The sequence below is a fragment of the Rugosimonospora acidiphila genome (genome assembly GCF_039543385.1).
In the GTDB taxonomy this organism is placed as follows: domain Bacteria; phylum Actinomycetota; class Actinomycetes; order Mycobacteriales; family Micromonosporaceae; genus Rugosimonospora; species Rugosimonospora acidiphila.
Window position 1 is genome coordinate 47634 of record NZ_BAABJQ010000014.1, and the last position, 26950, is coordinate 74583.

Here is a 26950-nt window from a genome sequence, read left to right on the forward strand (position 1 = left end):
CGTGGCCCCGACTCTCCTCAGGGAGGATCGGGGCCTACGGCGTGGTGAACCGGGTCCGGCCGGGCCAAGCCGCGCCGGCCCGCCGTCGGGCCCGCCGGGGTGCCGCGGCTACTTCGCCAGCCCGCCATGCGCAGGTTCGCCGCGTTGTCGGAGATCGGGAACACGGATCCTCCGGCGTGGTTGTCGTCCTCCCTGCTGCTGGTCCAGACGTTGGGGATGTCGCGGACCTTCGCCGCCTTCACCAGCGTGATGCTGTTCGTCCTGGCCACCCTCGGGCCACCCGAGCGGTCCGCTCCGGTGAATGGCGGTTCTGGGAATTCCTCGCCTGGGGCGAGCGGCGTCAGACCGTGCGGTCGGGCAGCGCACACCCGTCCGGGGTGCACACGCCCTCGGCGCCACCGACGACCGGCAGCGGCTGCGGCGTGGGATGGCTTTCGGCCCACACCTTGTCCAGGACCGTGATCAGGTCATCGAGGCCGATCGCCCCGGGCACCGCGAAGCGGCCGTCGAAGACGAGGAACGGCGCGCCGTGGGCGCCAAGCCGCTGAGCCTCGCGCTGGTCGGCCGTCACGCGGGCCTGGTAGCGGCGGCTACGCAGGGCCTCGGCCGCCCCGGCGCGGTCCAGGCCCACCTCCGCGGCGAAATCGAGGACCTCCTCGGCGGTCCACAGCTTGCGGGCCTGCCCGAAGTGCGCCCGGAACATCGCCGTCCAGATCTCGTCGCCGCGGCCCTGGTCGGTCGCGTAGGCGAGCAGTTCGTGGGCCAGGTCTGTCGGGCCCAGCGTGCGGTCGACCGCGTGGTAGGGCGTCAGGCCCTCCGCCTCGGCTACCCGCTCGATCGGCCGCAGGACCCGGTCCACCATCGTCGTGGGGGCCCCGACCAGCTCGAGCAACTTACGTTGGCTGACGCCCTCGCGTGGCAGATCGGGGTGCAGTTGGAACGATCGGTGGATCACCCGCACCTGCTCGCCGTACGGCAACCGGTCCAGTGCCAGGTGGAGTCGGTGGTCCATCAGCCCGCAATAGGGGCAGACGATGTCCGACCAGAACTCGACCTTCATGTCGCCCTCCTTCGTTTCTTACTTCCTGTTCGTAGACCCATCATGCATTAGAATCGGAGAGCCACAAAAGGCACATTCATGTGCGTAGGGTCCAATGACGGAGGGGGTGGCGAGCGGCCAGGAGCGCGGGGATCTTCGGCGCAGACGGGTCGATACCAGGGCGAACAGCGCACCGGGCTCGTTACCCGGACGTCCTACCCCGAGGTCCCGCCCCGCGTCGAGTACGCCCTCACCGAACTCGGTACCTCGCTGCTGCCCACCGTCCTGGCCCTGGCGTCCTGGTCCGCCAACCACCACGGCGAGATCCGCCGCCATCAGACCGGGGACGACAACAGCGGACCCCGGGGCGCTGAACCCGTTGCCTCCCCCTAAAGCAGTGGCCCCGACCCTCCTGACGGAGAGCCGGGGCCAGTGCGCGTGCGCCGGGCGGCGCCGGTGTCACTCGGGGACGTTGACGTAGACGGTGCCGTCCTGGACCTTCGTGGGGTACACCGCGATCGGCTCATCCGGCTCCCCCGCGACCACCTTGCCGGTGCGGATGTCGAAGCGGCCCTCGTGCAGCGGGCACAGCACCTGGTACCCGTCGAGGTCACCCTGGTCGAGGTAGCCCAACGCGTGCGTGCAGATGCCGTCGAACGCGAAGACCTCACCGTCCACGTCGGCGAGGACAATCTCGTTGCCGGACAGCTCCTCCATGGTCATCTCGCCCGAGCGGAGCGCCTCGCGCGGACACGCCGACACCCAGTTGTCGCCCATTTCTCGCGTTCCTTCCTCTGTGCACAGGACGGGGCCCGGGTACGCCGTGGCGGCCCGGACCCCACCGGTCAGGTGTTTGCCCGATGCGCGCCGGCTGCCGCACCCCGGCGGCCGTCGGCGCGTGGTCACTTTTTCGCGTCGGAGATGAACACGGGCACCGCCGTGTCCCGGCCGCCCTCGAACTCCGGCAGGTCGTCCAGCAGTTCCTCCGGCGGGCGCATGCCCACCCCGACCTGCCGGACGATGCCGTCCTTCTCCGGCGGAGTGGTGACCTTGTTGGCGTTCTCCGGCTTCTGACCGCGGGCGAAGCGCAGCTTGGCGTCGCGCGAGCGCTCGGTGATCAGGCGGCGCAGCATGACCAGGTGCGAGTCGGTGGCCGACAGGCTCTCCGGCGTCCAGTAGCGCGACGGCGAGGCGACCTTGTCGTCGGCGCCGGAGAAGTTGTAGTAGTTCCACCAGTTGTAGTAGAGCCGCCACCACACCCGCAGCGCCGCCCTGGTGACGCCGTGCCGGGTACGGCGGGCGTGCATGTAGACAATCCGGGACAGCTCGGGGTCGACCGGCACCGCCCACCGGGAGAACATGTAGGTGTTGAAGTTGCGGCGCACGATCGCCGGCAGGTGCCACGAGGAGCCCCGGCCCTTGCCCCACTCCTCGGCCTCCACCTCGAAGCGGCGGTTGAGTCGCGAGGGCCGCCAGACGATGTACTTGTACCAGGGCGAGAACAGCTTCCACAGCCGCTTGCGCCACAGGGACAGCGGCCACACGCCGTCCACGTCCGGGTAGTGCATCTGGTAGGGCAGCTGGCCGTTCTCGTCGGCGTAGTACTTCTGGTTGAGGTTCAGGATGACCAGGGCGCGGTCCTCGACCAGCTTGGCCCGCGGCCCGACCGGGGTACGCGCCCGGAACCGGGGCGACATCAGCTGCATCAGCGAGTTGCGGTGCGCATAGAGGGAGTTGTGCGGGTCATCCTGGTTCTCGATGGCCAGGATCCACGAGCTGCGCCAGTAGGTGTAGGTGGTCAGCACGATGGTGGTGTCGGGTTCGAAGAACTCCGGCGGCACGTCCTGCTCGATCGGGGAGGGCTCCTCGCGGCCCATCCAGACGAAGACCCAACCCTTGTGCTCCTGCACCGGGTAGGCGCGCACGCGCAGGTCGCCGACCATCTTCGAGGCCGGGCCCTCGGTGATGAACGCCTTGCAGGCGCCCTTACCGTCGAACGTCGCGCCGTGGTAGGGGCACGAGACGGTGCCCGGATAGAAGCTCCTGCCCTGCGCGAGGCTCGCGCCGCGGTGCGGGCAGACGTCGCTGACCGCGGCCACGCTGCCGTCGGCGTTGCGGAAGAAGGCCAACTCCTCGCCGAGCAGCTTCCAGTAGATCGGGCGCTTCTTGGGCACCCTCTTGCTGGGCAGCGCCGGCCACCAGTACTCGCGCAGACCCAGGGCCGGTACGAGCTGGCGGCGGTCCTTGACCTGCTCGCCCTCGGCTGGCAGCGGATTGAGCGTCTCGTCGAGGGGATTGGTCAGTGGCGGCCGGATTCCCCTGGTGGCCGCGGCCCGGATCCGGCGTTCCGTACGCCACTCATGAAACCGAATATTGGCTCCCACGATGGTCCCTTCGACAGGCTGCACTTGATCGGCCCGACAGCAGCACCCCGTGACGCGGCCCCCGACACGGGTCGCGTCGCGTGCTGGTGTCGGCTCTGCGCGTTATCAGTATTGGGCAACTGTATTCAGAATGCAAGACACTCGAGCGACGCATCCGCGCTGACCGCACCCCGATTTCGGCGCGGGAGTTCCGGCTGGCGAAACGCGCGACGCCCCGGGTGGATCCCACCCGGGGCGTCGCGAACGGACGTGGGACGCCCCTGCGTGGGGCGCGCCGGCCGCCGGCGTCAGGCCGTGGTCGCTTTGGCCTGCTCACCACGGTCTACGAAGATCTGCTTGACCCGCGCGGCCGTGTGCTGGATGTGGCGCTCCAACTCCTGCCGCGCGGCGGACACGTCTCCCCGCTCCAGCGCGTCGAGGATCGCGACGTGCTCCGCGTTCGGGTCGCCGCTGCGCTTGTTGCGGCCGGACCGGACCATCCGGGTGTAGCGCTGCACCCGCATGGTCAGCTGGTGTGCCAGGTCACGGGCGACCGGCGCGTCGGCGTGGTCGTACAGCCGGTCATGGAACGCGGTGTTCAACACGAGCCAGTCCTCGTGGCTGCGGGTGCGCCCCATCTTGTCGCACATGGCGCGCAATTCCGCGAAGTCGCCCTTGGTCATCCGGGTGGCGCTGCGCGAGAGCAGGTACGTCTCCAGCAGGATGCGTAGCTCCAGGATCTCGATGACCCGCTCCAGGGTGTGGCCCACCACAGCGGCGCGCATGTGCGGCTCGGAGGAGATCAGGCCCTCGGCCTTGAGCTGGCGCAACGCCTCCCGAATCGGGACCCGGGACACACCGAACTCGCGGGCGAGGTCGACCTGGTTGAGCTCCATGCCATCTTCGAAGTCGCCGCGGAGGATCGCTGAGCGCAGTTCGTCGGCCACCGTGTCAGAGGTGGTGCGACGGTGCAGGCGGCGGTCACCGGGAACGGAGGCGGAGTTTGTCAACTGGGCTCCCTGATGGGTAAGACGTACCTGGAGAGTTGCCGTTTCACGGTGGTTGCGGCAGCGGTGCAAAGCTGAGTTTGGCGCTGCCGCACCGGGCCGAAGAAGCGCCGACCCGCCAGTGGCAGATCACAGTATGCTATATCCACTTCGCTCGACGCCAGCGACACCACCGCCCCCGAATGGCGCTCGGAAGCCGGAAAGAATCTTGGGTCACGGGAACACCGCTTCCGTGTAATGTATCCAGCACACAGTTTACATCTGGAGGGACGCGAGGCATGGCCAAGACCTTCTATGACGATTGGCTCGAAACACCCGACCGCCTCCAGCAGGAATTCTGGAACTCCCCCGCGGTCGCGCGGGACAAGGACATCCCGTGGGTGAGCACGCCACAGGACGCCAAGGTCAAGCTCATGGTGGCCAACGAGCTCGGCTTCGCCACCATGGGCAGCAACGTGCTCAAGGCCGAGATCCCGGTGGGCTGGCACACCGGCCGGCACCGCCACGGCGAGGAGTCCCTGCACATCCTCTCCGGCGAGGGCTTCAGCATCATCGAGGGGCAGCGGTTCGACTGGCACGAGGGCAGCACGCTGCACATCCCGTTCTGGCACGAGCACCAGCACTTCAACACCGGCGACGTGCCGGTCCTGTACGTGTCGGGCATGGCCTTCGACCTGGAGCGCTTCGTCCGGGTCGCGCGCATCCAGCAGCTCGCCGAGTGCGGGCCCAACGACCCCGCCGAGCTGGCCGCGATGCCCGCTCAGGTCTCCGAGTACTACAAGGACGACGGCGGCCGCGCCCTGATCCATCTGGAGGACGCGCCGACCGACCCCTCCTACTCGGCGCAGGGCAACATCGCGGCCGTGCGCAACCAGCACGGCTTCACCCAGCACCTGGTGGTGCCCCGCAACGGCTTCCGGTCGGTCAGCGTGGCGGTCACCACCCGCTGGCGGGACGAGGCCTTCCACCACAGCGGTCGCCACAAGCACCTGGAGGCGGTCGTCTACGCCATCGAGGGGCAGGGCTACACCGAGATGCAGGGCCGCGACGTGCCGTGGGAGGCCGGCGACGTGCTCTACGTCCCACCCGCGATGTGGGAGCACGAACACACCAACGACAACCCGAACCCGGTTCAGCAGCTGCGCATCGCCTTCGGCATCCGCACCTGGTTCACCAGCGTGTGGCCGGAGGGCTTCGGCAGCCAGCGCATCTACGACGAGGACGGCAACCCGATCGAGGCGGGTGCGATCAACCGGGAGCGGGAACGTTCCCGGTCCTGACCCCACCGCTGGAGGACGCGCATGAGTGAGCACCACCACGACCACGGGTTCCCCGCGTACCCGGGTACGGCATTGGACCTCGAGCGGCTGCGCAGCGAATTCGGCGACGGCGACCCGACCGCGGCGGGCGGCTCCGGCGAACTGCTCGACGAGCTGCACCTGCCCCTCGTCGCGGAGCAGACCACGCTGGTCGAGCACCAGTGGCGCCACGACATCCGCCGGGGCGCCGTACGCGGGTTCCTGCTGAGCGGGCCGCCCGGCGTCGGCAAGACCACGCTGGCCCGGCGGTTGGCGTACGAGCTGGTCCGGCGGTTCCCCCGCGCCGCGGGGCGCGACGGGGTGGCCGCGGTCGTCGTGGACGGCAGCGACCTCGCCCGGTCCAAGTACGGCGAGACCGAGAAGCGCATCCGTGAGCTCTTCGACGCCGCGCGGCACGGGTTCGGCCTGCACGGGCAGCGCTCGGTGCTCATCTTCGACGACATCGAGTCGATCCTGATGGCGCGCGGCGGCGACCAGGCCAAGGAGTGGCACTTCTCCCAGGACAGCGTGTTCTTCCACGCGGTCGACGACCTGGACACCAGCCGCACCGCGCTGGTGCTCACCACCAACCGGCCGGACCTCGTGGACGAGGCGATCCGTGACCGGTTCCTGCGCTACGACATCGGGTACCCCTCCCCCGACGCGCTGACCAGCGTCGCGCTGCGCCGGGTACGCGACCAGGGGCTCACCCCCGATGACCTGGCCGCGATCGAGTCGGGCATCGGACGGGCCATCGCGGACGGCAAGGTGCGCAGCCTGCGCGACGCGGAGCACTTCGCGGTGCGCCAGTACGTGACGCGGATCCTGGGCACCGCCCCGCTGGCCCGATCCGGGCTCGGCTGAGTCGACCACCCGGGTCGGCGTCGTCGGGTGCCGGGGACTCGCGCCCCGGCTACCCGCGGACCGGCCACCCGCGGTCTGGCCACCCGCGGCCCGGCCACCCGCGATCCGGGCACGGGCGCGGCGTTCACGCGTTGTTCAGCGGCGACGCCCGCTACGAGCCGGTACAGTCCGCAATCAGTCACGCAGGGTCACCATATATTCGCGCTTATGATCACTGTGACCAGCTCGCAGCCCCGGGAGGCTGGATAAGCACGATCGCCCGGCCGTAACGTTAAGCCGGCATGAACCTACCGACCCGGAGGTAGTGATGGTGGCCCCCACCGTCAGCTCCCGGATCTTCGCCCACAGCGTGGTGATTTCGCTGCGTGGGAATGTGGACGAGACCGGCAGCCATCAGCTCCGCCGCGAGCTGATCAACGCTCTCATGCGACAGCGGCGCCGCCGCATAGTGGTCGATTTCGCCCGGGCCACCAGCCTGGACCCGACCGCGGTCGGCGCCTTGATCGCCGCCCACGAGGCGGCGCCGGACATGCACCTCACCCTGACCCTGCGTAACCCCAGCGTGGGCATCGCCGCCGAGCTGGCCGATCACGGCCTGCTGAGCCACCCGGCCGCCCGGCGGGGGCGGCCGGAGTCGTACCCGCCGCCCATCAGCTCGCGATCCTCAGCAGGAGGCCACCCGCGATAACGTCCACGGTGAGCGCGGTCAGATCGGGTACGACGATGTCGGCCACGCCGAGCTGCGCGGCCGGATGGGTGGTAGCGACGGCGACCACCCACGCCCCCGCCGCGCGGCCGGCCGCCACGCCGGCCCGCGAGTCCTCCACCACCACGCACCTGTCGATGTCGTAGCCGAGCGCCGCGGCGGCCTTGAGGTATCCCTCGGGGCTCGGCTTGCCGGCGCTCACGTCGTCCGCGGCGACCACCACCTCGGGGACGGGCAGTCCCGCGGCGGCCAGGCGGGCGCCCATCAGCGCCCGGTTGCCGGACGTCACGGCGGCCCACCGCCCGGAGGGCAGGCTCTCCAGGAGCGGGTGCGCGCCGGGCAGGGCGACGACCTCGGCGAGGTCGGCCAACTCCAGCGCGTCCAGCCGGCGCAGCGCCTCTTCGCGCTGCCCCTGGGGCAGGAACTCGGCGACCGTGTCCTCGCTGCGGCGGCCCTGACACACGCGCAGCACCGCGTCGACGTCGACGCCGTACTCCTTGGACCAGAGGGACCACGCCCGGGTCACGGCACCGGCGGAGTCCACCAGGGTGCCATCGATGTCGACCAGGATCGCCTGGCAGTTCAGCCGCATGGGCAGCACCGTACCGCGCATCGCCCCAGGTCGTGCGGTCCGGCGCATCGGAATTCGCCCCGAATTCGTGGAGCGGGCATGGTTGGAGACCAATCGGTGAAACCAGGATGAAACAGCGGTTAACCGAGGGCAGGCCGGGCGGCGAGCGGGGCGCGCCCGCCGCCCGGCGTCACAGGGCCGCCAATCGGGTCCGGCGTCACTGGGTCCGGTGTCACTGGGTCCGGTGTCACTGGGTCCGGTGTCACCGAGTCGGCTTCACCGGGTTCGGCGTCACTCGGTCGGCGCCGCCAGGAACACGTCCGGAGTCATCGGCAGTTGCCGGATACGCCTGCCGGTCGCGGCGAACACCGCGTTGCCGATCGCGCCGCCGATGGTGCCGATCGTGGGCTCGCCGGCTCCCCAGGCCGGCTGGTCGGGCCGGTTGATGAGGATCACCTCGATCTTCGGTACCTCGTCGAAGCGCACGACCGAGTACTGCGGGCCGGGGTGGAACGACGAGGTCTCCCACACGACGCTGGTGACGCCGGTGTGCGCGGTACCGTTCACCGGCCCGTACGTGACCTGCTCCTTCAGCGCCCGGCTCACGCCCTGGATGACGTTGCCCTCGATCTGGTTGCGCAGCCCGTCCGGGTTGATCACCAGGCCGCAGTCGTGCGCGACGACCACCCTGTCGACCTTGATCACGCCCCTCGCCGGGTCGACCCGGACCTCCACGTACGCCGCGACGTACGTGAACGCCACCTCGTACTGGTGGAACGCGATCCCGGCGCCGATCCCGTGCCCGCCGGCCGGGCGCTTGTCCCAGTAGGGCTCGAGCGCGGCGACGACGGCGTGCGCCCGGGCATCCGTGGACAGCGAGTCGAGCCGCAGCCGCAACGGGTCTCGCCCGGTGGCGTGGGCGATCTCGTCGAGGAACGACTCGTTGGCGAACGAGTTGGAGAAGCCGCCGAGCGAACGCAGGGCGGTGGTGCGCAGGAACCGGTAGGTCAGCGGCGCCGTGGCCTTGGCCGGGCTGGCCGGGTCGGTGTTGAAGCTGCGCACGAGCTTCGCGTCGGTCAGTACGTTCGCGAAGTCGTACGTGACCGGCGAATTGCGGCCGGACGAGTCGTGGGAGTTGTTCGGCAGATCGTTGGGTAGGAAGCCCATCAGCGTGCCGGCCAGCACCGTGCCCGGGTTGTTGGCGCCCGGCCGGCTGTTGGCGGTCAGCGCGTAGAGCCGGTGGTGCCAGGCCACTATCTCGCCGCCGGTGATGCCGGCCTCCAGGTCGTGGGACGCCGCCTCGCCCAGCGGCTCCCAGCCGTTCTCGTCCTGCCGCGTCCACTGCACCCGGACCGGCCGGCCCACCGCCTGCGAGAGCAGGGCCGCGTCGGCCGAGACGTCGTCGGCGCCGTTGTGCCCGTAGCAGCCGGAGCCCTCCTCGTACCTGACGTACACCTTCTCGACGTCGTCGGCGGAGCCGAACAGCAGCGCGGCGAGGACTCCCCGCAGCCCGTACACGTTCTGGGTGCCGGACCAGATGGTGGCCTGGACTCCGGTGACCGGATCGGGCTTGGCGCGCACGTCGGCGACCGCGCACGACGCGCCCATCGCGCCGTGCATCTGGAACGGGCTGAAGTACTGCGCCGTGAGCTGCCGCTGCGCGCCCGCGAAGGCGGTGGCGAAATCCCCGACGTTCTGGTCGGTGTAGTCCAGGTAGTGGTTGTCGGGGTCGCGCAGCGCGGCGTCGAGCGTCTCCTGCGGCGCCAGCGCCGGCCCCGGCTCCCACTCCACCACGATCCCGGTGGCCGGCGCCGCGGCCACCGAGGCGGCGTACTCGGAGGTGGCCACCACGCCGACGAAGTTGCCCCGCTGCACCACCTTCACGAAGCCCGGAATGGCCTGCGCGCGGGCCAGCGAGTCCGGCGTGATCGAGGAGAACGTCGAGTTCCGCCCGGTCGGCCGGATCACCCTGCCGTGCAGCATGTCCGGGACCACCACGTCGCTGACGAACGCGAACGTGGCGTGGGCCTTGCCGGGCAGGTCGGCGCGCGACACGGGTTGCCCGACGATCCGGTAGTTCGACGGGGCCACGACCGGGGCCATGGCGTCCGACGTCAGCAGGAGGTGCGCCTTGCCCAGCAGGTGGTCATAGCTGACCCGGCGCTTCGAGCCGATGACGACGAACTCACCGTCCTGGGCCCGGAGCTGGTTCGGCGCGACCCGCAGATCCTCGGCGGCGAGGCCGAGCAGTGCCTGGTAGGCCGTTGCCGCGGCCTGCCGCAGCAGCGGGCCACCGTCCTGAATGGACTTGCTGCCGGTGGTGGACGCCGACGGGGTGAGGATGGTGTCGCCCTGGACGAAGTTCACCCCGCGCAGGCCGAGCCGCAGTTCCTCCAGCACGATCTGGGTCAGCGCCGTCTGCACACCGGTGCCCAGCTCGACCCTGGCGCTGTAGATGGTGGTCGTGCCCGGCGTGAGGATGAGCCAGGCGTCGTCGGCGCCCGCGTGGGTGACCGGGTCGACCCGCAGCTGGCGGTCGTGCCCGGGTCCGGAGCCCTTCGGCCCCTTGCCACTCGGCGCGGCGACCGCGACATCGCGCAGCCCGAGGGCCGGCACGAGGGCGAACCCGACGGCCAGCGACCCGGCGCCCTTCAGGAATCCCCGGCGGGACAGCTCGGCCGCGCTCACCGCTTCACCCGCTCTCTGACCATCTGGGCCGCGCCGGAATGGATGGCCTCGACGATGCGGGTATGGGTGCCGCACCGGCAGAGGTAGTTGAGTGTGGAGCCGGGTGCCGCGCCGGACAGGTAGTCGGTGATCTCCTGCCGGGACGGGACCGCCCGGTTGCCCTCGGCGATGCGCGACTCGATCCAGCCCAGCGCGCCCATGACCATGGCGTTGATGCAGAACGCGCACTGGCCCGCCTGCTGGTCCACAAACGCCTGCTGCAACGGGTGCGGCCGCTGCTCGGTGCCGATGCCGTCCAGCGTCTGGATCGACGCCCCGTCCGGCACGGTGTTCAGATCGGTGACGCAGGATCGGGTCACCGTGCCGTTGACGATGACTGTGCAGGCTCCGCACTGGGAGACACCGCAGCCGAACCTCGGCCCTCGCTGGTCGCACTGCTCCCGCAGCACGTACAGCAGGGGCTCGGCGTCATCGGGCACGGAGACCTTGCGCCGCCGGCCATTCACGATCAGATTCCGGGTCAGAGGGGTTGGCACATTCAACTCCTTGTGTACCTGGGCGGTTCTGATCGTGAGGCACGCACCGCCGCCCGGCGATCGTTCACCGCAACGGGAGCCGTTACCAACATGTTTCATTCCGTCACTACGGGTGACAGGTGATAGTACGGCGGTCGATGGGTGTGGGCAGCATCCCGGCGTCCGCTGCCCCGCCCTCCCGGCTACTCTGCGTCAAACGGGATCGGGTGGCGGGTGGCCGCGTGTGAGCCGCGGCCGGAACGGAGGGGCGGATGGACAGCCCGTGGGAGGCGGGGCGGCTGACGCCCGGGCGGCGACCGCAGGTGCTGTTCGGCCGGATGTACGAGGACCACGCGGTCGAGCTGGCCCTGTTTCCGCCCGCGAGCCGGGTGCTGGCGATCGCGTCGGCCGGCGACACCGCCGCCGCGCTGGCCCGCGCCGGCCATCGCGTCACGGCCGTGGACATCAACCCCATCCAGCTCGCCTACGCCCGCGCCCGGGTGGCCGGCGGGCCCACCGTCACGGGCACGGCCGACCGGCTGATGGCCATCGGGCGCGCCGCGGCCGCCGCCGCGGTCCCGGCCTGGCGGCCGGCCGCGATGGCCCAATTCCTGGCCCTGGACGACCCCGCGGAGCAGGCCCGGCGGTGGCGGCGTGAGCTGGACCGGCCGCTGCTGCGGGCGCTGATGGGGGTTGGCCTGCGACCGGCCGGGCCGCTGGCCGGCATCCTGCGTGCCGGGCTGCACCGGCTGGTGCCGCCGCGGTTCGACGTGGTGCTGCGCCGGCGCATCGAGGCCACCGTCGGGCGCTACCCGAACGCGACGAACCCGTGGGTGTGGCGGCTGCTGCTGGGCCGCGAGGGCCCCGGCCCGGCGACCGCGACCGCGGCGGCGCCGGGTGCGGACATCGAGTGGGTACACGCCGACGTGATCGAGCACCTGGAGCGGGCGCCGGCCGGCGGGTACGACGCGGTGACCCTGTCCAACGTGCTCGACGGGCCGCCACCGGCCTTCACCGAGCGGCTGCGCGCCGCGCTGCGCCACGCCCTGCGGCCCGGCGGCCCGGTCGTCGTGCGCAGCTTCCGGGACCGCCCGCCGCTGGCCGGCCGAGCGCTGCCCGACCGTTCGGTGTTGTGGGGCTCGGTCACCGACGTGGCGATCGAAGCCTGAAGCCCCGGCGGCAAGCGATCCACGCCGGCGCCGGCGCGGGGTCAGGCGAAGCGTTCGATGGTCACCGGGATCAGCCCCTGGCGGCGCATCGCCGCCCGCAGTTCCGACAGCAGGTGCCCGATCGAGTGTCCCGGGCCGGTCGCCAGGTACGCCGTCACGTCGAGGCACCACGCGATGTCCTCGCCGATCCGGCGCAGGTCCCAGGTGAACAGGTCGCCGTCCCGCGCCCGCCGGGCCGTGCCGACCACCCGGGTCCCCGGGTCGCGCACGTCGCCGGCGGGCTCCAGCCCCCACAGCGCCGACAGGTCCGCCAGCCGTGGCGCGGTCAACTCCTTGGCGAACAGGACGCGGTACACCCGCTTCTCCCGGTACCCGTCCGGGGGCGCCTCGGTGCCGAGCCACAGCGGCGCCGAATCGGCCAGCCTCGCCTGGTCGCTGAAGTGGGTCCGCAGCGTCTCCTCGTCCGGCAGCTCACCGCCGCCGAGCCGGCGGTAGACGTCCCCGGCATCGTCGCGGTCGACCGGAACCACCCGGGCGCGCAGCTCGGGATCGGTACGCATGGTCCGGCTCAGCGCCGCCGAGCTCCACCAGCGGTCGTCGGACGGACCCCACCCGGCGCTGGCCAGCGCGAGCGCCGAATGGTCCTCGGCGAGCACGAACTCCTCGACCACCAACCCGTCGGGCCTGGCCGCCGGCCCGCCCTCGGCGAGGACCAGGTAGTAGTCCAGGGGCTGGGCCGCCTCGGGCGCCGCCTCACGTCCGGACGCGACCGCGATGTCACCCATCCGGCCTCCCTTCGGTCGCGGACAATCTACCGCCGGCGATCTTTTTCCAGCCGGGCGGCCAGGCCGGCGAGGGCCGCCTCGAACTGTGCCCGCGTGTCGGTGGCCAGCCGTCCGCGCAGGAACGGTACGAGCACTCCGCTCAGCCGTTCGGCCTGCATGACCCGTACCCGGCCGTCTCCGGCGGGCTCGATGCGGTAGCTGTGTACGCCGGTGAAGATGCCCGGCGCGAGCAGCCGGCCGCGCCGGGTCAGCTCCCGGCCCGGCGCCACGACGGTCAGCACCGGCCGGAAGGTGAGCGTGCGCCCGTTGCCGGCGCGCACCACCTCCCGCTGGCGGGCGCCGACCCGCAGCGCTCCGCTGGTCTCCACGATGGCCGGGTGCCAGTCGGGGTAGCCGGGCAGGTCGGTCAGCACCCGCCAGACCTCCTCGGCGGTGGCGGCCACCTCGGCCTCGGCCCGAACCTCGTAGGACAGCAGACTCATCGCGCCTCCCGGCACTCGCCGGCCACGCCGGAGGCGTCGCGCGTGCCCGCGCGGTGCGAACCGGCCCCGGCCAGGGCCGCGTCGGTCAGCGCGGCCACGTACTCGTCGGTGATCGGTTCCCCGGTGATCAGGGTCCGGTAGTACAGCGGGCCGGTCAGCGCGTCGATGAGCAGCGCCGGATCGGTACCGGCGGGCAGCTGGCCGCCGGCGATCCCGCGCTCGATCAGCTCGCCCGTGGCCTGCCGCCGGCGCGCCCACAGCTCCCGCAGGAACGCCCCGAGGTCGTCGTGGCGGGCGCCGTAGGCGACCAGCTCCGCGATCAGCGCACGGGTCCGCGGCTCGCGCAGCCCGGCCGCGACGGCCAGGGTGGCCCGCCTCAGGTCGGCGCGGACGTCGCCGGTGTCCGGCAGCGACACCTCCGCCATCAGGGCGGCGACGGCCTCGGCGACCAGATGGTCGCGGCTCGGCCAGCGCCGGTACAGCGTGGTCTTGGCCACCCCGGCCCGGACGGCGACCTCGTCGATGGTGAAGCCGGCGTACCCGCCCTCGCGCAGCAGCTGCGCCGCCACGGCGACCACCCGGTCCGCCACGGTGGCGTCCCGCGGCCGTCCCCGCACCATGCGCCCCCCGCTCCGCTCATCTGCCCGTCGCCCGTCGCCCGCAGCCCGGACCGGCCCGGATCGGCCCGGCCTCGTCACCTGGACCGGTCCCGTCGCCCGGACCGGCTCTGGCCCGCGCGGACCGGCCTGCGGCCCCGCCCGCCGGGCGGCGTCAGTGGACGCGACGGTAGCCCGGCCGGCGCCAATTACGCAACTAGAGTAGCGAAATTAGTTTGTGATCGCCGCGCCCCGCGGCGGGGGCGGCTTCGGCGGATCACGCAATACCCTCGGACTATGCCGCTTGCATCCATCCCGAGCCCGTCGCAGAACGGTTTCCACCTGGGACCGCTCTTCGTCCACTTTTACGGGGTGATGTACCTCGTCGGCATCGCCCTGGCCATCCTCATCGGCCGCCGCCGGTGGCGCGCGATGGGCGGCGATCCGTCCCTGATCGAGGAGATGGCCGTGTGGGGCGTGCCGGCGGGGATCGTCGGCGGCCGCATCTACTTCGACCTGACCACGCCGCAGTTCATCCCGCCGCACTGGTGGGGTCCGCTCGCGGTCTGGGACGGCGGCCTGGGCATCTGGGGCGGTGTGGCCCTGGGCACACTCGTATGCGTCTGGCGGCTGCGCCGGGCCGGGGTCAGCGTCACCGCCATGATGGACGCGCTGGCGCCCGCGCTGCTGGTGGCCCAGGCGATCGGCCGGATCGGCAACTACTTCAACCAGGAGTTGACCGGCGGACCGACCAACCTGCCCTGGGGCCTGGAGATCTCTCCCGCCCACCGTCCGGCCGGATTCCTCCAGGACCCGACGTTCCACCCCACGTTCCTGTACGAGCTGGTCTGGGATCTGGCGCTGGCCGGGTTCCTGGTCTGGCTCGGCCGGCGTGGCAGGGTCCGCACCGGCAGCCTGTTCGCGCTGTACGTCGCCGGGTACTCGGCGTTTCGCATCTTCGAGGAGACGCTGCGCGTGGACCCCTCGCAGCACTTCCTCGGCCTGCGGCTGAACTTCTACATCGCCTCGGTGCTGACCGCGGCCGGTCTGGCCTGGTTCGCGCTGCTGCAGCGGGGGCGCCGGAGCGACCCGGCCGAGCCGGGTGGTGGCGTGGGCGAACAGTCCGAAGGACTCCTCCGGGACGCCTCGGCGGGCCCGGACCTCGGCGGGCGGGCCGCCACCGAGGCGGGCGACGACGGCGGGGACGAACCGGACGGCGGGAGCGGGAGCGGCACCGACGGCAACGCCCGGCCGCGCGTGCGGGGCGGAGTCGGGCCGGTCTCACCCGAGGCGGGCTGAGACCCGCGCCACCGCGCCCTGGGCCTGGACCGCGCCCAGGGTGTTGACCGCGCCCAGGGCTTGGACCGCGCCCAGGGTGTTGACCGCGCTCAGGGCTTGAACGGGTAGCCGTAGCGGTGCAGCACCGGCGCCGCCACGGTGGTCGCGATGAGCCGGTCCCGCGACGGTTGGCTGCGCTGCCACTCGCCGCTGTCCCTGAGCACCACCTCACCGGTGCGGCTGCGCACCGGGTTGCCGGCGATCGCGTGGCTGACCGGCACGCGTACCGTGCGCTCGTCGGCGAAGCTGGACTCGTCGAGGGTCTCGCCGACCCAGTCGGCCAGCTCGGCGATCGTGTCGCGCGGGGCGGCGATGAAGTCCTCGTACCTCATCCGGCGCAGGCGCTCCCGGCCGGTCCGGTACGTGATGAGTTCCGAGCTCACGTTCAGCAGCAGCCAGCGCAGCGTCGCGTCGAAGGAGGAACGCTGCCGGATCTGGTCGCCAGCGCCGCCGCTGTACTGCCGGTTGCGCCACGAGTACGCCGACGCGCGCGGGTCACGCACCAGGTGCACGTAGTACGGCGCCAGGGAGGGCGCGTACCGCAGCACGAGGGCGTGCGACGGCCGCTTGGAGGAGTCGACGATGACCCGGCAGCCGGTCACCTTGGCGATGGCCGAGTAGAGGTCGTCGGTGGCGTCCCGGAAGGCCGCCAGGGCGGGCCAGGCCTGGTCCGGGCGGGTGCGCATCAGCCGGACGAGGTTCGACTCCCGGAGCACCTCCCGCTGGTAACGCACGATCTGGTCGAGATCGATGTGGGTCAGCTCGGCCAGCACCTTGCCCCACACCGGGCACTCGGACAGCTGCTCGCCGCAGGCGCACGGGGTGTTGTGGGTCAGCACCGGATCCCACAGGTACCGGATCTCACCGGCGTAGAAGAAGCCGTTGCCGGCGCCGAGCACCTGCCCGAGGGTGGTGCTCCCGCTGCGACCGCGACCGAGGATGTAGACCACCTTGGTCAGCGAGCCGCGCTCGGGGCTTCCGGCGGGTACGGAGGCGGTGTTCACAATGACTCTCCCGGTAGGTTCTCGCCAGGGCTGACGGTGCCGGAGCGCGGCGGCCCGCACGGGTGGGCAGCGACATGAGGAAGGATTCTCACGGGCGGTGATGACCTTCCGCCGCACGCGGCCGGCGCGCCCGTGGGCGCCGATCGGAGACGGTCGGCACGCGGGTCGCCCGTGGCTGCATGCCGCCCCCTGCTCCGCCGGTCATCCGTTCGCCCGCTCGATGCCACTGTCGCCGAGCGGCGACCACGGGCCGGCCGGCGAGACGGCGGCGCGTGGCGTGTAGCCGATACTCGACCTCATAGCTCAAAACATGCTGCGGGCACGGTGGATAGTAACTCAAAGCCCGCTGTGATCCGTCTGATGGGGGTCTGGCCCGAAAGGCACCGGCGTGTTCGCCCGCGCCACGACCGGCCCGGTGCCGCCGCCCGGTTGCCGCCGCCCGGTTGCCGCCGCCGGTGCCGCCGCCCCGTTCCCGCCGCCGGTTCCACCGCACCGGCCCCGCCCCCGCGGCCATCGGCGGCTCGCGGGCTGGCAGGCTGCCGGTGTGGCGATCCTCCTGGTACTGGCCGGCGTGGCGCTGCTGGCCTGGGTCTGGCTGGCGCTGGCGCGCGGGATGTTCTGGCGCACCGACGTCCGGCTGCCGGATGGAGCGGCCCCGCAGCACTGGCCGTCGGTGGCCGTCGTCGTACCCGCGCGGGACGAGGCGGCCATCCTGCCCGGCACGCTGCCCACGCTCGCCGGCCAGGAGTATCCGGGCCCGGTGCGGGTGATTCTGGCCGACGACAACTCGACCGACGGCACCCGGGCGCTGGTCACCGAGCGGTGGCCCACGGTGACCATCGTGGATCCGGGTGAGCCGCCGACCGGGTGGGCCGGCAAGCTCTGGGCCCTGCGGGCCGGCGTGGCCGAGGCCGGGCCGGTGGACTACCTGCTGTTCACCGACGCGGACATCGCGCACCGGCCGGACTCGCTGGCCGCCCTGGTGCGCGCCGCCGAGCGGCACGACCTCGACCTGGTCTCGCAGATGGCCCGGTTGCGCGTGGCCAGCGCCTGGGAACGCGTGGTGGTGCCCGCGTTCGTGTACTTCTTCGCCCTGCTGTACCCGTTCCGGTGGAGCAACCGGCCCGGTACCCGCACGGCGGCGGCGGCCGGCGGCTGCGGGCTGGTGCGCCGGGCCGCCCTGGAGCGGGCCGGCGGGCTGGACGGGATCCGGGGCGCGGTCATCGACGACGTGGCGTTGGCGCGGCTGCTCAAGCGGGCCGGTGGGCGCACCTTCCTCGGGCTCGCCGACCGGGTCGACTCGATCCGGCCGTACCCGCACCTGGACACCCTGTGGCGGATGGTGTCCCGTAGCGCGTACTCGCAGCTGCGTTACAACCCGGTGGTGCTCGCGGGTACCGTGCTGGGGCTGGCACTGGTGTTCCTGGTGCCTCCGGTGTCCACTGTGGTCGGTGCGCTCACCGGCGACGTGCCGGTGCTCGCGGCCGGGGCCGCCGGCTGGCTGCTGATGGCCGCCACGTACGCGCCGATGCTGCGCTACTACCGGCAGCCGTGGCCGGCGGCGTTGGCGTTGCCGTTCACCGCGACGCTGTACCTGGCGATGACCGTGGACTCGGCCGTGCAGCACTACCGGGGACGCGGCGGCGCCTGGAAGGGACGCACGTATTCGGCGGGGTAGCGGCTGTGGCGCCTCCACCGTAGGTAGCCGTCCACCGTCTCGGCGCCGCGGACGTATCGTGCACCCATGCGCTTGGTGAGCATCGACGACATCGCTGCGGCAGCGGCCCGCCTGAACGGCCGGATCGTACCCACTCCCCTGCTGCCCTCCTCCCGGCTGAGCCAGACCCTCGGGGTACCCGTCGCGGTGAAGGCGGAGAACCTTCAGCATGCCGGCAGCTTCAAGGTTCGCGGCGTCTTCAACGCCCTGCTGGCGCGGCAGTCCCGCGGCGAACTGCCCAAGGGTGTCGCCACGTTCTCCGCCGGCAATCACGCCGCGGCCACCGCGTTCGGCGGGAGCGCCCTCGGGCTCCCCGTGGTCGTGTGCATGCCGCCCAACGCGGTGGTCACGAAGGTCGAGTCCGTCCGCCGGTACGGCGGCGAGATCGTGTTCACGGACGACCTGTTCGGCACCTGCCAGGAGGTTGCCCGCGAGCGGGGGTACGCGCTGCTGCACCCGTTCGACGACCCGGACATCATCGCCGGCCAGGGAACGGTCGGCGCGGAGATCATTCGGGACGCGCCCGACGCCGACCTGGTGCTGGTGCCGGTAGGCGGCGGAGGGCTGATCAGCGGCGTGGCGGCGGCGGTCAAGGGTCTGCGGCCCGGCGCCCGGGTGATCGGGGTGGAGCCGGTGACGTCGAACGCGATGACCTACGCGCTGCGGATGGACGCGCCCGCGCCGCTGCCGTCCCGGCCGGTCTCCATCGCCGATGGCCTGACCGCCCCGTTCGCGGGCGAGCACACGCTGGCGCACGTGCGCGCGCTGGTCGACGAGATCATCGAGATCCCCGAGGACGCCATCCTGCGCGCCTGGTGGGAGCTGCTGGACGCGAGCAAGCTCCTGGTCGAGCCGTCGGCCGCGGTGGGGCTCGCCGCGCTGCGCTCCGGGCTGGTCGACCCCACCGCCGGCGCTACGGGTACGGGTACCGGTACGACGGTGCTGGTGCTGTCCGGGGGCAACGTCGCCCCGGCCGGTCTGGCACGTCTCGACAAGGTAGCCGAAGCGGTCTGAGCCCCGCCCCGCCAATCGCTGCCTCCCCGGACTCGCCCGGCCGGACTCGCCTCCCCGGACTCGCCGCGCCGGCCCGGCGCGGGCGGAGTCTGGGGCGTCGATCCGGCCGCGTCGTCGCAGCGCGGTCGGATCGCGGTTGTGCTCGCCGGGGCCGGCGACCGTTCGATCGACGCAACGGGATCCGGTCAGTCCCAGCAGAGGCAGAACGGCTTGCCGGCCGGGTCGGCGTAGACCCGCCAGTTCACTCCGCTGAAGGAAAGCGAGGTGGCGCCGAGCTTGCGCACCGCCGCCTCGGCCGCGTCGACGTCGTCCACGGTGACGTCGAGATGGAACTGCTGCGGGTGCGCCGGGTCGGGCCAGCGCGGCGCGTGGTACTCGGTGATCTGCTGGAACATCACCGGCTGCGCCCCGTCCTCACCGATCATCGCCACGCCCTCGCCCTCGTAGGTGACGGGCTTGCCGAGGAGTTCCGCGTAGAACGTGCTGAGCTGTTTGGCGTCCGGGCAGTCGAGCATCACGCCCATCAGCGTGGTCTCCTGCTTCGCCGGAAACAGGCACAGGTCGAACGGGTGCCCGGCCGGGTCGGCCAGCGTGTACCAGTTTTCGCTCTTGCGCAGCGGCTGGGCGCCCAGCTCGACCGCCAACGCCTCGCCGGCGTCGAGGTCCGGCACGCGCAGGTCCAGGTGCGCCTGCTGGGGGTACGCCGGGTCGGGCCACCGCGGCGGCACGTGGTCGGTGCTGCGCTGGGCGGCGACGCGCCACCCGTCCCCGGTATCCATCGCGATCCAGCCCTCGTCGGCGTACTGCTCGGTCCACCCGCCGAGAGCGGTGTAGAACGCGGCGAGCCGCCGTACGTCGGGTGCGTCGACCACCACCGCGCGCAACGTGCCGATCATCGGACACTCCCCTCCTGAGTCACCTCATCATGCCCGGAAACGGCTCGCCCGTCCTCCGGACGGTGGACCGGGCCGGAATTGGGCAGCGGCCCCTCAGCGGTTGCCGCCTCGTTCGACGCAGCGGAGACCCGACCGCAGCGGAGACTCGACCGCGGCAGACGACCCGACCGCGGCAGATGACCCCGACCGCGACGGGCGGCCCGGCACGCGACGACGACCCGACCTCGGCGGGCGACCCGATCACACCAGCTCGGACACTCGACCCGGATTTGGTTCCGGCACTAACGCGCGGGGTCGAAGACGGCATCCCGGACCGGTGTGCCTCCCGGGGCCTCGGGGTCGGCACCCCCGGCCACGGTCGCGCCCCCGGTGTTGCGACGGTTGGCGGCGTGGCGGGTAGCGGACTCCTGGACGATGATCGGCACGGTGTCCCGCAGGGCCCAGTCCCGGCTGATGTCCGCGGCGGTGCTCAGCAGGCGCGGCAGGTGCTCCCCGGTGAGCTTCTCCATCGAGGTCTCCGCCGCGTGGACGGTGACGTTGATGGCCGCGACCACCCGGCCGTCGCCGTCGCGTACGCCGGTGGCGACGGAGCGGATGCCGGCGGCCAGGTCCTGATCCGCCAGTGCCCAGCCGCGTGCGCGGACCTCGCGAAGCGTCCGGTCGAGTTCATCGCGCTCGGGTTGCCACCGGGCGGCGATGCCCGACCGGCTGGGGTTCGCGAGGACGTCGGTGAGTTCCGCCGGTTGCAGGGCGGCCAGGAGCACCTTCCCCATCGACGTGGCCGGCGCCGGGAAGCGGGTGCCGATCGTGACCGCCAGCGTGACGATCTTCGGTACCGCGACCCGGGCGACGTAGACGATGTCGCTGCCGTCGAGCTGCGCCACGGAGGTCGACTCGTCCGTCTGCTCCACCAGGCGCCGCATGTGCGGCCGGGCGATGTCCCACATGCCCAGCGAGTTGACGTAGGCCATGCCCAGGTCGAGCACCCGGGGAGTGAGCGCGAAGCCACGATCGGCGGCACGCACGTACCCGAGCTCGTCGAGGGTGAGCAGGATGCGCCGGGCCGTCGGGCGGGCCAGGCCGGTCGCGGCGGCGACCTCGCTCAGCGTCATGACCGGCTCCCCCGGCCGGAAACAGCGCAGCACGTCGAGCCCGCGAGCCAGGGCTTCGATGAAGTCGGGTCCCGTCTCCCGTGCCATCGCGCCGTCTACCGTCCGTTCTCGAATCGCCACCGACCCGGGCACATCCGCCGATCCGCGAACGCGTCAGCCCGGAAAACCGAAGGCTAATGCTTCCATTGGGCGGTGCCCGCGTCCCACGCGGTGTACGTGTACGGGTTGTCGAGCACCTTCGTCGCCGGGATGTCCGGGTTCATGCCCTTCGTCCATGCGTCGGCGCCCATGCTGGACATCAGGTGCTCGATCGTGGCCTGGACGCCGTCGCGCGCCTTCGCCAGGTCGATCCCGACGAGCCGGTGCTCGCGCTTGACCAGGCGACCATTGATCACGACGGAGTGCACGTCACCGCGTTGCGCCTGGAAGGCCACGTGGCCGTACGGGTTGAGGATCGGGAACATCGCCGGCGAGTGATCATTCTTGATCAGCACCACGTCGGCCTTCTTCCCCGCCTCCAGGCTGCCCACGCTGGCGTCGAGCCCCAGCGCCCTGCTGCCGCCTCGGGTGGCCCACTCGACGACCTGCTCGGCACGCAGGTGGCAGTGGGTGATGGTCTCCTGGCGACCGTGCGCCTCCAGGTGCTCGCGGGAACGGTCGGCACCGAGCGTGGTCCGCATCGCCGAGAACAGGTCGCCGCTCCACCACACGCTGGTGTCCATGGACAGCGACACCGGGATGTCGTGATGGCGCAGCTGCCAGGTGGGCGGGTATCCCTGCCCGGCGCTCTGCTCGCTCTCGGTGGACACCGAGACCGAACCGCCGGTGGCGGCGATCCGGTGGTACGAGTCGGGCGTGAGCGTGGCGGCGTGCACGTAGACGGTCGACGGCGTCATGAAGCCGCCCTCGTGCATGAGCCGGATGCCGTCGTCGTTGGTCGCGCCCCACACGCCCGCGTGGGTGGTGACCGGCACGTCCAACTCGCGGGCGACCTCGAAGGCGGCCTTCTCCGGGAACGCTGGGTCACCGGTGACGTCGAACGCCAGCTGGAAGCCGAGCATGTCGTCGCCGCGGTGCACGCGCCGCTCGACGAAGTCGCGAAACCCCGGGCTGGTCGCCCACTCCCACGGCCCCTGCTGAATGTTGCCGTACGCCAGCACGAAGCGGCCGGGCACGGCCTCGAGCGCGTCGACGGCCGCGTCGGCGTGCTGCGGCGTCTGCAGGCCGTGCGACCAGTCGACGGTAGTGGTGACCCCGGCGTCGATCGACTCGATGGCGGCCAGCAGGTTGCCGGCGTATACGTCCTCGGGCCGGAACAGCTTGCCGGACTCGAGGTAATACCACACGAAATACTGGGTCAGCGTCCAGTCCGCGCCGTACCCCCGCATGGCGGTCTGCCACATGTGCCGGTGGGTGTCGATCATCCCGGGCATGATGATGCCGCCGGAGGCGTCGATCTCGAGGGCGCCGTCCGGCGCGGCCAGTCCGACGCCGACCTCCGCGATCCGCTCCCCGACGACGAGCACATCCGCTCCCGGCAGGACCGTGTGCGCGTCATCCATCGTCAGGACCAGGCCGTTACGAAAAAGTACCGGGCGGCCGGCTACCGGCTCCCGCTCGTCGCTTGAACTCATCCCGCTCACTCCAATTCGACAATGAGTACCGGCGGGGCGGACAGCCGTCCGCTGCGCGGTCGGAGGTCGAGTGACGCCAAGTGTCATCCCGGCCGCCGACGACGTCAAGGGGCCTTGAGCACCGTTCGCGCCCGCGACGCGTGGCCTCTACAGTTGCAGAGCGTGGTCGCGTCAAGCGATTGACAGGGCGCCCGGGGCGGCAGAGACTGGCTGCGACGGACAGTGGTCCGCAGTGCGGACACCATCGACGCCCCGACCCGATCGACGCACCGATTCGATCCACGACCCGATCCGACCCGACCCGATCCACCGGCGAACTCAGCGTCGCGAGCGGATCCCGCGCAACCATCGGATCCGATCGCACCGCACCGCACCGCACCGCACCCGAGCGGATTCCAGCGTACCGACCATGACGGAGCCCCCACCGTGACCGAGCAGCGAGCATGACGCGAGCAGCGAGCGCGCCCGAGCGACGCTCCGTGACGCGACCGGCGGCAGCGACGCGGGGTGTGCCGGAGGCGCGACCATGACCGAGGCACGGGGCGGCGGGCCGCTGAGCGGAGTGCTGATCGCCGACTTCTCCCGCATCCTGGCCGGACCGTACGCGACCATGCTGCTGGCCGACCTCGGCGCCGAGGTCATCAAGGTAGAGGGCCCGGGCGGCGACGACACCCGCACCTGGATGCCCCCGGTGCGCGACGACGTCTCGACCTACTACCTCGGCGTCAACCGCAACAAGCGCTCGATCGCGCTGGACCTGAAGTCACCCGAGGACCTGGCCGTCGCGCGGGCGTTGGCGGATCGGGCCGACGTGATGATCGAAAATCTGCGCCCCGGCGGCCTGCACCGCTTTGAGCTGGACTACGAGGCCGTCTCCGCGCGCAACCCCGGCATCGTGTACGCCTCGATCAGCGGCTTCGGCACCGGCGCGGGCGCCGCGTACCCCGGCTACGACCTCATGGTGCAGGCGATCTCCGGCCTGATGAGCCTCACCGGCGACCCGGACGGCCCCCCGTACCGTGCGGGCATCTCGGTCTTCGACGTGATGGCCGGGCTGCACGCGGCCATCGGCATCCTCGCCGCGCTGCACCATCGCACCGAGTCGGGGCGCGGGCAGCACGTCGAGGTCAACCTGCTCTCGTCGGCCCTGTCCGGTCTGGTCAACCACAGCAGCGGCTACGTCGCGGGCGGCGTGGTGCCGTACCGGATGGGCAACGCGCATCCCAGCCTGTTCCCGTACGAGCCGCTGCCGACCGCCGACGGTGAGCTCATCGTCATCGCCGGTAACGACGGGCAGTTCCGGAGGCTGTGCCAGGTGCTGGACCTGCCCGAGCTACCGGACGACCCGCGGTTCGGCCGGAATCAGGATCGCACCGCCAACCGCGACGAGCTGCGGCCGCTGCTGGTCGAGCGGCTGCGCACGCGCACCAAGGATGAGTGGTTCCGCGAGCTGCTCGCCGCCGGAGTGTCCTGCGCGCCGATCAACACCATCGACGGTGGCGTGGCGCTAGCCGAGGAGCTCGGCCTGCGGCCGGTGGTCACGGTGGGCGAGGGCCCGTCGGCGGTGCCCGGCGTGCGCAACCCGATCAGCTTCTCGGAAACGCCGGCGCGGTACGAGCTGCCACCGCCGGGGCTCGACGAACACGGTGAGGAGATCCGCAGGTGGCTGACGAGCGACTGAGCTTCCCCACGTCGATCGGCACGTCCGACGCGACCACTATCCGCCTGCTCGGGCAGGACCTCGCCGCGGACCTGATGGGCAAGGTGGGCTTCGGCGAACTCGCGTACTGGCTGGTCGCCGGCCGCCGCCCAACCCCGGGCGAGGTGCGGGTCTTCGAGACGGTGCTCGTGGCGCTCGCCGACCACGGCTTCACCCCCACGGCGATCGCCGCCCGGCTGACCTACCTGAGCGCACCCGAGGCGCTTCAGGGCGCGTTCGCCGCCGGGCTGCTCGGCGGGGGCTCCCGCTTCCTCGGCGTGACCGAGGACTGCGGGCGGTTCCTCGCCGACGCGCTCGCGCGGCTCAGCGATCCGGCCGCGGACGCGCGGCTCACCGATCCGGCCGCGGACGGCCGCGATCCGGCCGGCGCCGGGGCCGGGGCCGAGCCGCACGGCATGAACCCGCACGGCATGAACCCGCACGGCGATGAGCCGGACGACGGCGCCCCGGACTGGGCCGGGTGGGACGATGCCCGCTGGGACGCCGTCGCGCTCGCGGCCGTCACCGAGGCGCGGGCCGCCGGCCGGTTCATCCCCGGGCTCGGCCACCCCGTCCACAAGGGCGGCGACCCGCGCACGCCCGCCCTCATCCGGATCGCCGACGAGGAGGGGCTGCGCGGCCCGCACCTGCGCCTGTTCGAGGCGATCGGCCGGGTCCATCCGCGGGTACTCGGCCGTACCCTTCCGCTCAACGGCGCCGGGGTGTGCGGCGCGGCCCTCGCCGACCTCGGTCTGCCCATCGACCTGCTGCGCGGCTTCGCGCTGCTGGCCCGCGCGGCCGGCTTGCTCGGCCACCTGGCCGAGGAGCGGCGCAACCCGATCGGCATGGACATCTACCTGGCCGTCGACCGCAACGCCCGCTACGAGCCCCCGAACAGTCCCGTCGTCCCGCCGGAGAACGCTTCAGGCGCCTGAGAGGAGCCGGCCATGGCCACCGTCGTCGCGGTCATCGCCTCCACCCACCACCCGTTCTACTACCGGGCCAGCACGGCCACCGGCGAGGACCGGCCGCCATTCGCGGACGAGTGGGTACGCAAGATTCACGCGTTCCGGGAGACGCTGACCCGGGCGAAACCCGATGTGCTCGTGATGGTCGGCTCCGACCACTTCCACCAGCTGTGGCTGGACAACATGCCGCAGTTCCTGGTCGGCAAGGCCCCGTTCTACGACGCGAACTGGTACAACGAGGAGCGCGAGTTCGGCCTGCCCCGGATGCTGCTGCGCGGACAGGAGGACCTGTCCGCCCACCTGTTGCGCGAGGGCCTCGACGCCGGCTTCGATCTGGCGTTCAGCAACGAGCTGCGCATCGACCACAGCGTGACCTGCCCGATCATCACCCTGCGGCCCGAGGCGGACCTGCCGATCGTGCCGATCTACACGAACATCTTCGCGCCGCCGCTGCCACGGCCGGGACGGTTCGTCGCGCTCGGCCGCGCCATCCGCGAGATTGTCGAGTCCTGGCCCAGCCAGCTGCGGGTGGCGATCATCGGCACCGGCCACCTCTCGCTGGAATTGGGCGGGCCGCGCCAGTTCGGGCCGCACGGGCCGGATCCGGAGTTCGACCGGCGGGCGGTCGAGTGGATCGCGACCGGCGACCTGGACGGCTGCCTGTCGGAGGTGACCCTCGACAGCCTGCACGGGCCGGGCAACGCCACCCACGGCTTCATGGACTTCATGCTGATGATGGGCGTGGCGGGGGCCGGGGCGAAGGCCGACTACGTCGACACCCTCGACCTGTTCCACACCATGGAGGCCTACTTCACCTGGTACCCGAACGGAGCGCCGGCATGAGCGAGCGTGAGCGAGCGATTCGGAATTGCAGTGCGACTGTGCCTCATGCCGGACCGCAGCGGAGCGAGGATCCGGCATGAGCCGCTACCTGCTGGACAAGTTCCTCTACACCGTCGACCGGGATCCCGAACTCGTGGAGCGGTACCGGGAAGACCCGCGCGGCACCGTCGCGTGGTGGGAGGCCGAGCGCGCGAACGCCCTGCTGAACTGCCACCCCGCGGAGGCCAGCACCTGGCTACGCCTGACCGACGCCGAGCGCGAGGCGCTCGGCACGCATGACTATCCGCGACTGTTCGAGTTGGGCGCGCATCCGTTCCTGACGCTGACGCTGTTCATCGCCATGTTCGAGCGCGACCACGAGGAGCCGCTCGCGTTCCAGCGCGAGTACGCGCGGAAACTGAGCCACTTCACGCTGCCCTATCCGGACATCGCCACCTGAACTTTGCTCCCCACCCCCCACCGGACGCCGGAGGCCACAAGCCTCCGGCGTCCGGCCCAACGTGCTGGATGCCACTGGGGGCGCCCCGTTCCGGCCGGAATATATCCGATATACTGAATCATGACTCGGCCGCGCGGGCATCTGCCCGGGGCTTGGGGACTTGGGGACTGACGTCATCGAGCGCCACCCGCGCCGAGTGTTTC

27 protein-coding genes are annotated in these 26950 nt (G+C 71.7%); 12 read left to right on the plus strand and 15 right to left on the minus strand.

The features are described 5' to 3' along the window. Positions 1–17: 17 nt before the first annotated feature. The gene (locus ABEA87_RS22810; RefSeq protein WP_345632643.1) at positions 18–269 is read right to left on the minus strand and encodes a hypothetical protein; all 252 of its coding nucleotides are present in this window, start codon (positions 267–269) and stop codon (positions 18–20) included. A 71-nt stretch (positions 270–340) separates the two neighbouring features. Further along, the gene (locus ABEA87_RS22815) at positions 341–1060 is read right to left on the minus strand and encodes a DsbA family oxidoreductase (RefSeq protein WP_345632645.1); all 720 of its coding nucleotides are present in this window, start codon (positions 1058–1060) and stop codon (positions 341–343) included. Between the two features lie 78 nt (positions 1061–1138). On the opposite strand from ABEA87_RS22815, the gene ABEA87_RS22820 reads away from it, so the two are divergent. Further along, entirely contained in the window at positions 1139–1432 is a 294-nt protein-coding gene (locus ABEA87_RS22820; RefSeq protein WP_345632647.1) for a winged helix-turn-helix transcriptional regulator, read from the plus strand. A gap of 66 nt (positions 1433–1498) precedes the next feature. Here the strand turns inward: ABEA87_RS22820 and ABEA87_RS22825 are convergent, their stop codons facing one another. From ABEA87_RS22825 to ABEA87_RS22835, 3 genes are all read right to left on the minus strand, one after another. Then, on the minus strand, positions 1499–1816 hold the full coding sequence (locus ABEA87_RS22825; RefSeq protein ID WP_345632648.1) for a Rieske (2Fe-2S) protein: 318 nt from the start codon (positions 1814–1816) through the stop codon (positions 1499–1501). 125 nt (positions 1817–1941) lie between these two features. After that, on the minus strand, positions 1942–3423 hold the full coding sequence (locus ABEA87_RS22830; protein ID WP_345632649.1) for a Rieske 2Fe-2S domain-containing protein: 1482 nt from the start codon (positions 3421–3423) through the stop codon (positions 1942–1944). A 287-nt stretch (positions 3424–3710) separates the two neighbouring features. Continuing rightward, positions 3711–4412, minus strand: coding sequence for a GntR family transcriptional regulator (locus ABEA87_RS22835; RefSeq protein WP_345632650.1), 702 nt, complete (start codon positions 4410–4412; stop codon positions 3711–3713). A 275-nt stretch (positions 4413–4687) separates the two neighbouring features. Between ABEA87_RS22835 and ABEA87_RS22840 the strand changes: the two genes are divergently transcribed. From ABEA87_RS22840 to ABEA87_RS22850, 3 genes are all read left to right on the plus strand, one after another. Then, positions 4688–5689, plus strand: a complete 1002-nt coding sequence (locus ABEA87_RS22840; protein WP_345632651.1) for a cupin domain-containing protein — start codon at positions 4688–4690, stop codon at positions 5687–5689. A 21-nt stretch (positions 5690–5710) separates the two neighbouring features. Then, positions 5711–6571, plus strand: coding sequence for an AAA family ATPase (locus ABEA87_RS22845; RefSeq protein WP_345632653.1), 861 nt, complete (start codon positions 5711–5713; stop codon positions 6569–6571). A gap of 307 nt (positions 6572–6878) precedes the next feature. Beyond that, complete coding sequence (locus ABEA87_RS22850) at positions 6879–7259, plus strand: STAS domain-containing protein (RefSeq protein ID WP_345632655.1); 381 nt, start codon at positions 6879–6881, stop codon at positions 7257–7259. On the opposite strand, the gene ABEA87_RS22855 is transcribed toward ABEA87_RS22850, so the two are convergent. From ABEA87_RS22855 to ABEA87_RS22865, 3 genes are all read right to left on the minus strand, one after another. Continuing rightward, positions 7222–7869: an HAD-IA family hydrolase gene (locus ABEA87_RS22855; protein ID WP_345632657.1), complete on the minus strand. Its 648-nt coding sequence runs from the start codon at positions 7867–7869 to the stop codon at positions 7222–7224. The genes ABEA87_RS22850 and ABEA87_RS22855 overlap by 38 nt on opposite strands. A gap of 270 nt (positions 7870–8139) precedes the next feature. Next, a complete protein-coding gene (locus tag ABEA87_RS22860; protein ID WP_345632659.1) occupies positions 8140–10536 on the minus strand; it encodes a xanthine dehydrogenase family protein molybdopterin-binding subunit in 2397 nt (798 codons plus the stop codon). Further along, complete coding sequence (locus ABEA87_RS22865) at positions 10533–11072, minus strand: (2Fe-2S)-binding protein (protein ID WP_345632661.1); 540 nt, start codon at positions 11070–11072, stop codon at positions 10533–10535. The genes ABEA87_RS22860 and ABEA87_RS22865 overlap by 4 nt, the downstream gene beginning before the upstream one ends. 251 nt (positions 11073–11323) lie before the next feature. On the opposite strand from ABEA87_RS22865, the gene ABEA87_RS22870 reads away from it, so the two are divergent. After that, complete coding sequence (locus ABEA87_RS22870) at positions 11324–12220, plus strand: DUF3419 family protein (RefSeq protein WP_345632663.1); 897 nt, start codon at positions 11324–11326, stop codon at positions 12218–12220. 41 nt (positions 12221–12261) lie between these two features. On the opposite strand, the gene ABEA87_RS22875 is transcribed toward ABEA87_RS22870, so the two are convergent. From ABEA87_RS22875 to ABEA87_RS22885, 3 genes are read right to left on the minus strand one after another with little or no spacing between them, the layout of a single operon-like run. Then, entirely contained in the window at positions 12262–13005 is a 744-nt protein-coding gene (locus ABEA87_RS22875) for a hypothetical protein (protein ID WP_345632665.1), read from the minus strand. Between the two features lie 26 nt (positions 13006–13031). After that, the gene (locus ABEA87_RS22880) at positions 13032–13487 is read right to left on the minus strand and encodes an SRPBCC domain-containing protein (RefSeq protein WP_345632667.1); all 456 of its coding nucleotides are present in this window, start codon (positions 13485–13487) and stop codon (positions 13032–13034) included. After that, a complete protein-coding gene (locus ABEA87_RS22885; protein ID WP_345632669.1) occupies positions 13484–14107 on the minus strand; it encodes a TetR/AcrR family transcriptional regulator in 624 nt (207 codons plus the stop codon). The genes ABEA87_RS22880 and ABEA87_RS22885 overlap by 4 nt, the downstream gene beginning before the upstream one ends. A 273-nt stretch (positions 14108–14380) precedes the next feature. Here ABEA87_RS22885 and lgt point away from each other — a divergent pair, with 273 nt between their 5' ends. After that, complete coding sequence (gene lgt / locus ABEA87_RS22890) at positions 14381–15382, plus strand: prolipoprotein diacylglyceryl transferase (protein WP_345632671.1); 1002 nt, start codon at positions 14381–14383, stop codon at positions 15380–15382. An 89-nt stretch (positions 15383–15471) separates the two neighbouring features. Here lgt and ABEA87_RS22895 read toward each other — a convergent pair whose 3' ends face one another. Beyond that, entirely contained in the window at positions 15472–16425 is a 954-nt protein-coding gene (locus ABEA87_RS22895) for a sulfotransferase (RefSeq protein ID WP_345632673.1), read from the minus strand. A gap of 544 nt (positions 16426–16969) precedes the next feature. Here ABEA87_RS22895 and ABEA87_RS22900 point away from each other — a divergent pair. After that, the gene (locus ABEA87_RS22900; protein ID WP_345632675.1) at positions 16970–18103 is read left to right on the plus strand and encodes a glycosyltransferase; all 1134 of its coding nucleotides are present in this window, start codon (positions 16970–16972) and stop codon (positions 18101–18103) included. A 66-nt stretch (positions 18104–18169) separates the two neighbouring features. Further along, positions 18170–19156 carry a threonine ammonia-lyase gene (locus tag ABEA87_RS22905; RefSeq protein WP_345632676.1) on the plus strand — a complete coding sequence of 329 codons (987 nt, stop codon included), beginning with the start codon at positions 18170–18172 and terminating at the stop codon, positions 19154–19156. A 185-nt stretch (positions 19157–19341) separates the two neighbouring features. Here the strand turns inward: ABEA87_RS22905 and ABEA87_RS22910 are convergent, their stop codons facing one another. The 3 genes from ABEA87_RS22910 to ABEA87_RS22920 all read right to left on the minus strand — a co-directional run bounded on the left by ABEA87_RS22910 (position 19342) and on the right by ABEA87_RS22920 (position 22798). Further along, on the minus strand, positions 19342–20052 hold the full coding sequence (locus tag ABEA87_RS22910; protein WP_345632678.1) for a VOC family protein: 711 nt from the start codon (positions 20050–20052) through the stop codon (positions 19342–19344). 281 nt (positions 20053–20333) lie between these two features. After that, positions 20334–21251 carry an IclR family transcriptional regulator domain-containing protein gene (locus ABEA87_RS22915; protein WP_345632679.1) on the minus strand — a complete coding sequence of 306 codons (918 nt, stop codon included), beginning with the start codon at positions 21249–21251 and terminating at the stop codon, positions 20334–20336. Between the two features lie 86 nt (positions 21252–21337). After that, positions 21338–22798, minus strand: coding sequence for an amidohydrolase family protein (locus tag ABEA87_RS22920; RefSeq protein WP_345632681.1), 1461 nt, complete (start codon positions 22796–22798; stop codon positions 21338–21340). 526 nt (positions 22799–23324) lie between these two features. Between ABEA87_RS22920 and ABEA87_RS22925 the strand changes: the two genes are divergently transcribed. The 4 genes from ABEA87_RS22925 (at position 23325) to ABEA87_RS22940 (ending at position 26747) form a co-directional block, all read left to right on the plus strand. Continuing rightward, positions 23325–24479 carry a CaiB/BaiF CoA transferase family protein gene (locus tag ABEA87_RS22925; protein ID WP_345632683.1) on the plus strand — a complete coding sequence of 385 codons (1155 nt, stop codon included), beginning with the start codon at positions 23325–23327 and terminating at the stop codon, positions 24477–24479. Next, a complete protein-coding gene (locus ABEA87_RS22930; RefSeq protein ID WP_345632684.1) occupies positions 24461–25432 on the plus strand; it encodes a citrate/2-methylcitrate synthase in 972 nt (323 codons plus the stop codon). The genes ABEA87_RS22925 and ABEA87_RS22930 overlap by 19 nt, the downstream gene beginning before the upstream one ends. A gap of 12 nt (positions 25433–25444) precedes the next feature. Then, positions 25445–26308: a DODA-type extradiol aromatic ring-opening family dioxygenase gene (locus ABEA87_RS22935; RefSeq protein ID WP_345632686.1), complete on the plus strand. Its 864-nt coding sequence runs from the start codon at positions 25445–25447 to the stop codon at positions 26306–26308. 76 nt (positions 26309–26384) lie between these two features. Next, complete coding sequence (locus ABEA87_RS22940) at positions 26385–26747, plus strand: hypothetical protein (RefSeq protein WP_345632688.1); 363 nt, start codon at positions 26385–26387, stop codon at positions 26745–26747. The last annotated feature ends 203 nt before the right edge of the window (positions 26748–26950 follow it).

Coding starts and splice junctions, on each gene's coding strand:
- ABEA87_RS22840 (WP_345632651.1), top strand. CDS start 4,688: ATGGCCAAGACCTTCTATGACGATTGGCTCGAAACACCCGACCGCCTC.
- ABEA87_RS22815 (WP_345632645.1), bottom strand. CDS start 1,060: ATGAAGGTCGAGTTCTGGTCGGACATCGTCTGCCCCTATTGCGGGCTG.
- ABEA87_RS22850 (WP_345632655.1), top strand. CDS start 6,879: ATGGTGGCCCCCACCGTCAGCTCCCGGATCTTCGCCCACAGCGTGGTG.
- ABEA87_RS22825 (WP_345632648.1), bottom strand. CDS start 1,816: ATGGGCGACAACTGGGTGTCGGCGTGTCCGCGCGAGGCGCTCCGCTCG.
- ABEA87_RS22925 (WP_345632683.1), top strand. CDS start 23,325: ATGACCGAGGCACGGGGCGGCGGGCCGCTGAGCGGAGTGCTGATCGCC.
- ABEA87_RS22845 (WP_345632653.1), top strand. CDS start 5,711: ATGAGTGAGCACCACCACGACCACGGGTTCCCCGCGTACCCGGGTACG.
- ABEA87_RS22935 (WP_345632686.1), top strand. CDS start 25,445: ATGGCCACCGTCGTCGCGGTCATCGCCTCCACCCACCACCCGTTCTAC.
- ABEA87_RS22870 (WP_345632663.1), top strand. CDS start 11,324: ATGGACAGCCCGTGGGAGGCGGGGCGGCTGACGCCCGGGCGGCGACCG.
- lgt (WP_345632671.1), top strand. CDS start 14,381: ATGCCGCTTGCATCCATCCCGAGCCCGTCGCAGAACGGTTTCCACCTG.
- ABEA87_RS22880 (WP_345632667.1), bottom strand. CDS start 13,487: ATGAGTCTGCTGTCCTACGAGGTTCGGGCCGAGGCCGAGGTGGCCGCC.
- ABEA87_RS22920 (WP_345632681.1), bottom strand. CDS start 22,798: ATGAGTTCAAGCGACGAGCGGGAGCCGGTAGCCGGCCGCCCGGTACTT.
- ABEA87_RS22905 (WP_345632676.1), top strand. CDS start 18,170: ATGCGCTTGGTGAGCATCGACGACATCGCTGCGGCAGCGGCCCGCCTG.
- ABEA87_RS22915 (WP_345632679.1), bottom strand. CDS start 21,251: ATGGCACGGGAGACGGGACCCGACTTCATCGAAGCCCTGGCTCGCGGG.
- ABEA87_RS22855 (WP_345632657.1), bottom strand. CDS start 7,869: ATGCGGCTGAACTGCCAGGCGATCCTGGTCGACATCGATGGCACCCTG.
- ABEA87_RS22875 (WP_345632665.1), bottom strand. CDS start 13,005: ATGGGTGACATCGCGGTCGCGTCCGGACGTGAGGCGGCGCCCGAGGCG.
- ABEA87_RS22820 (WP_345632647.1), top strand. CDS start 1,139: ATGTGCGTAGGGTCCAATGACGGAGGGGGTGGCGAGCGGCCAGGAGCG.
- ABEA87_RS22910 (WP_345632678.1), bottom strand. CDS start 20,052: ATGATCGGCACGTTGCGCGCGGTGGTGGTCGACGCACCCGACGTACGG.
- ABEA87_RS22940 (WP_345632688.1), top strand. CDS start 26,385: ATGAGCCGCTACCTGCTGGACAAGTTCCTCTACACCGTCGACCGGGAT.
- ABEA87_RS22885 (WP_345632669.1), bottom strand. CDS start 14,107: ATGGTGCGGGGACGGCCGCGGGACGCCACCGTGGCGGACCGGGTGGTC.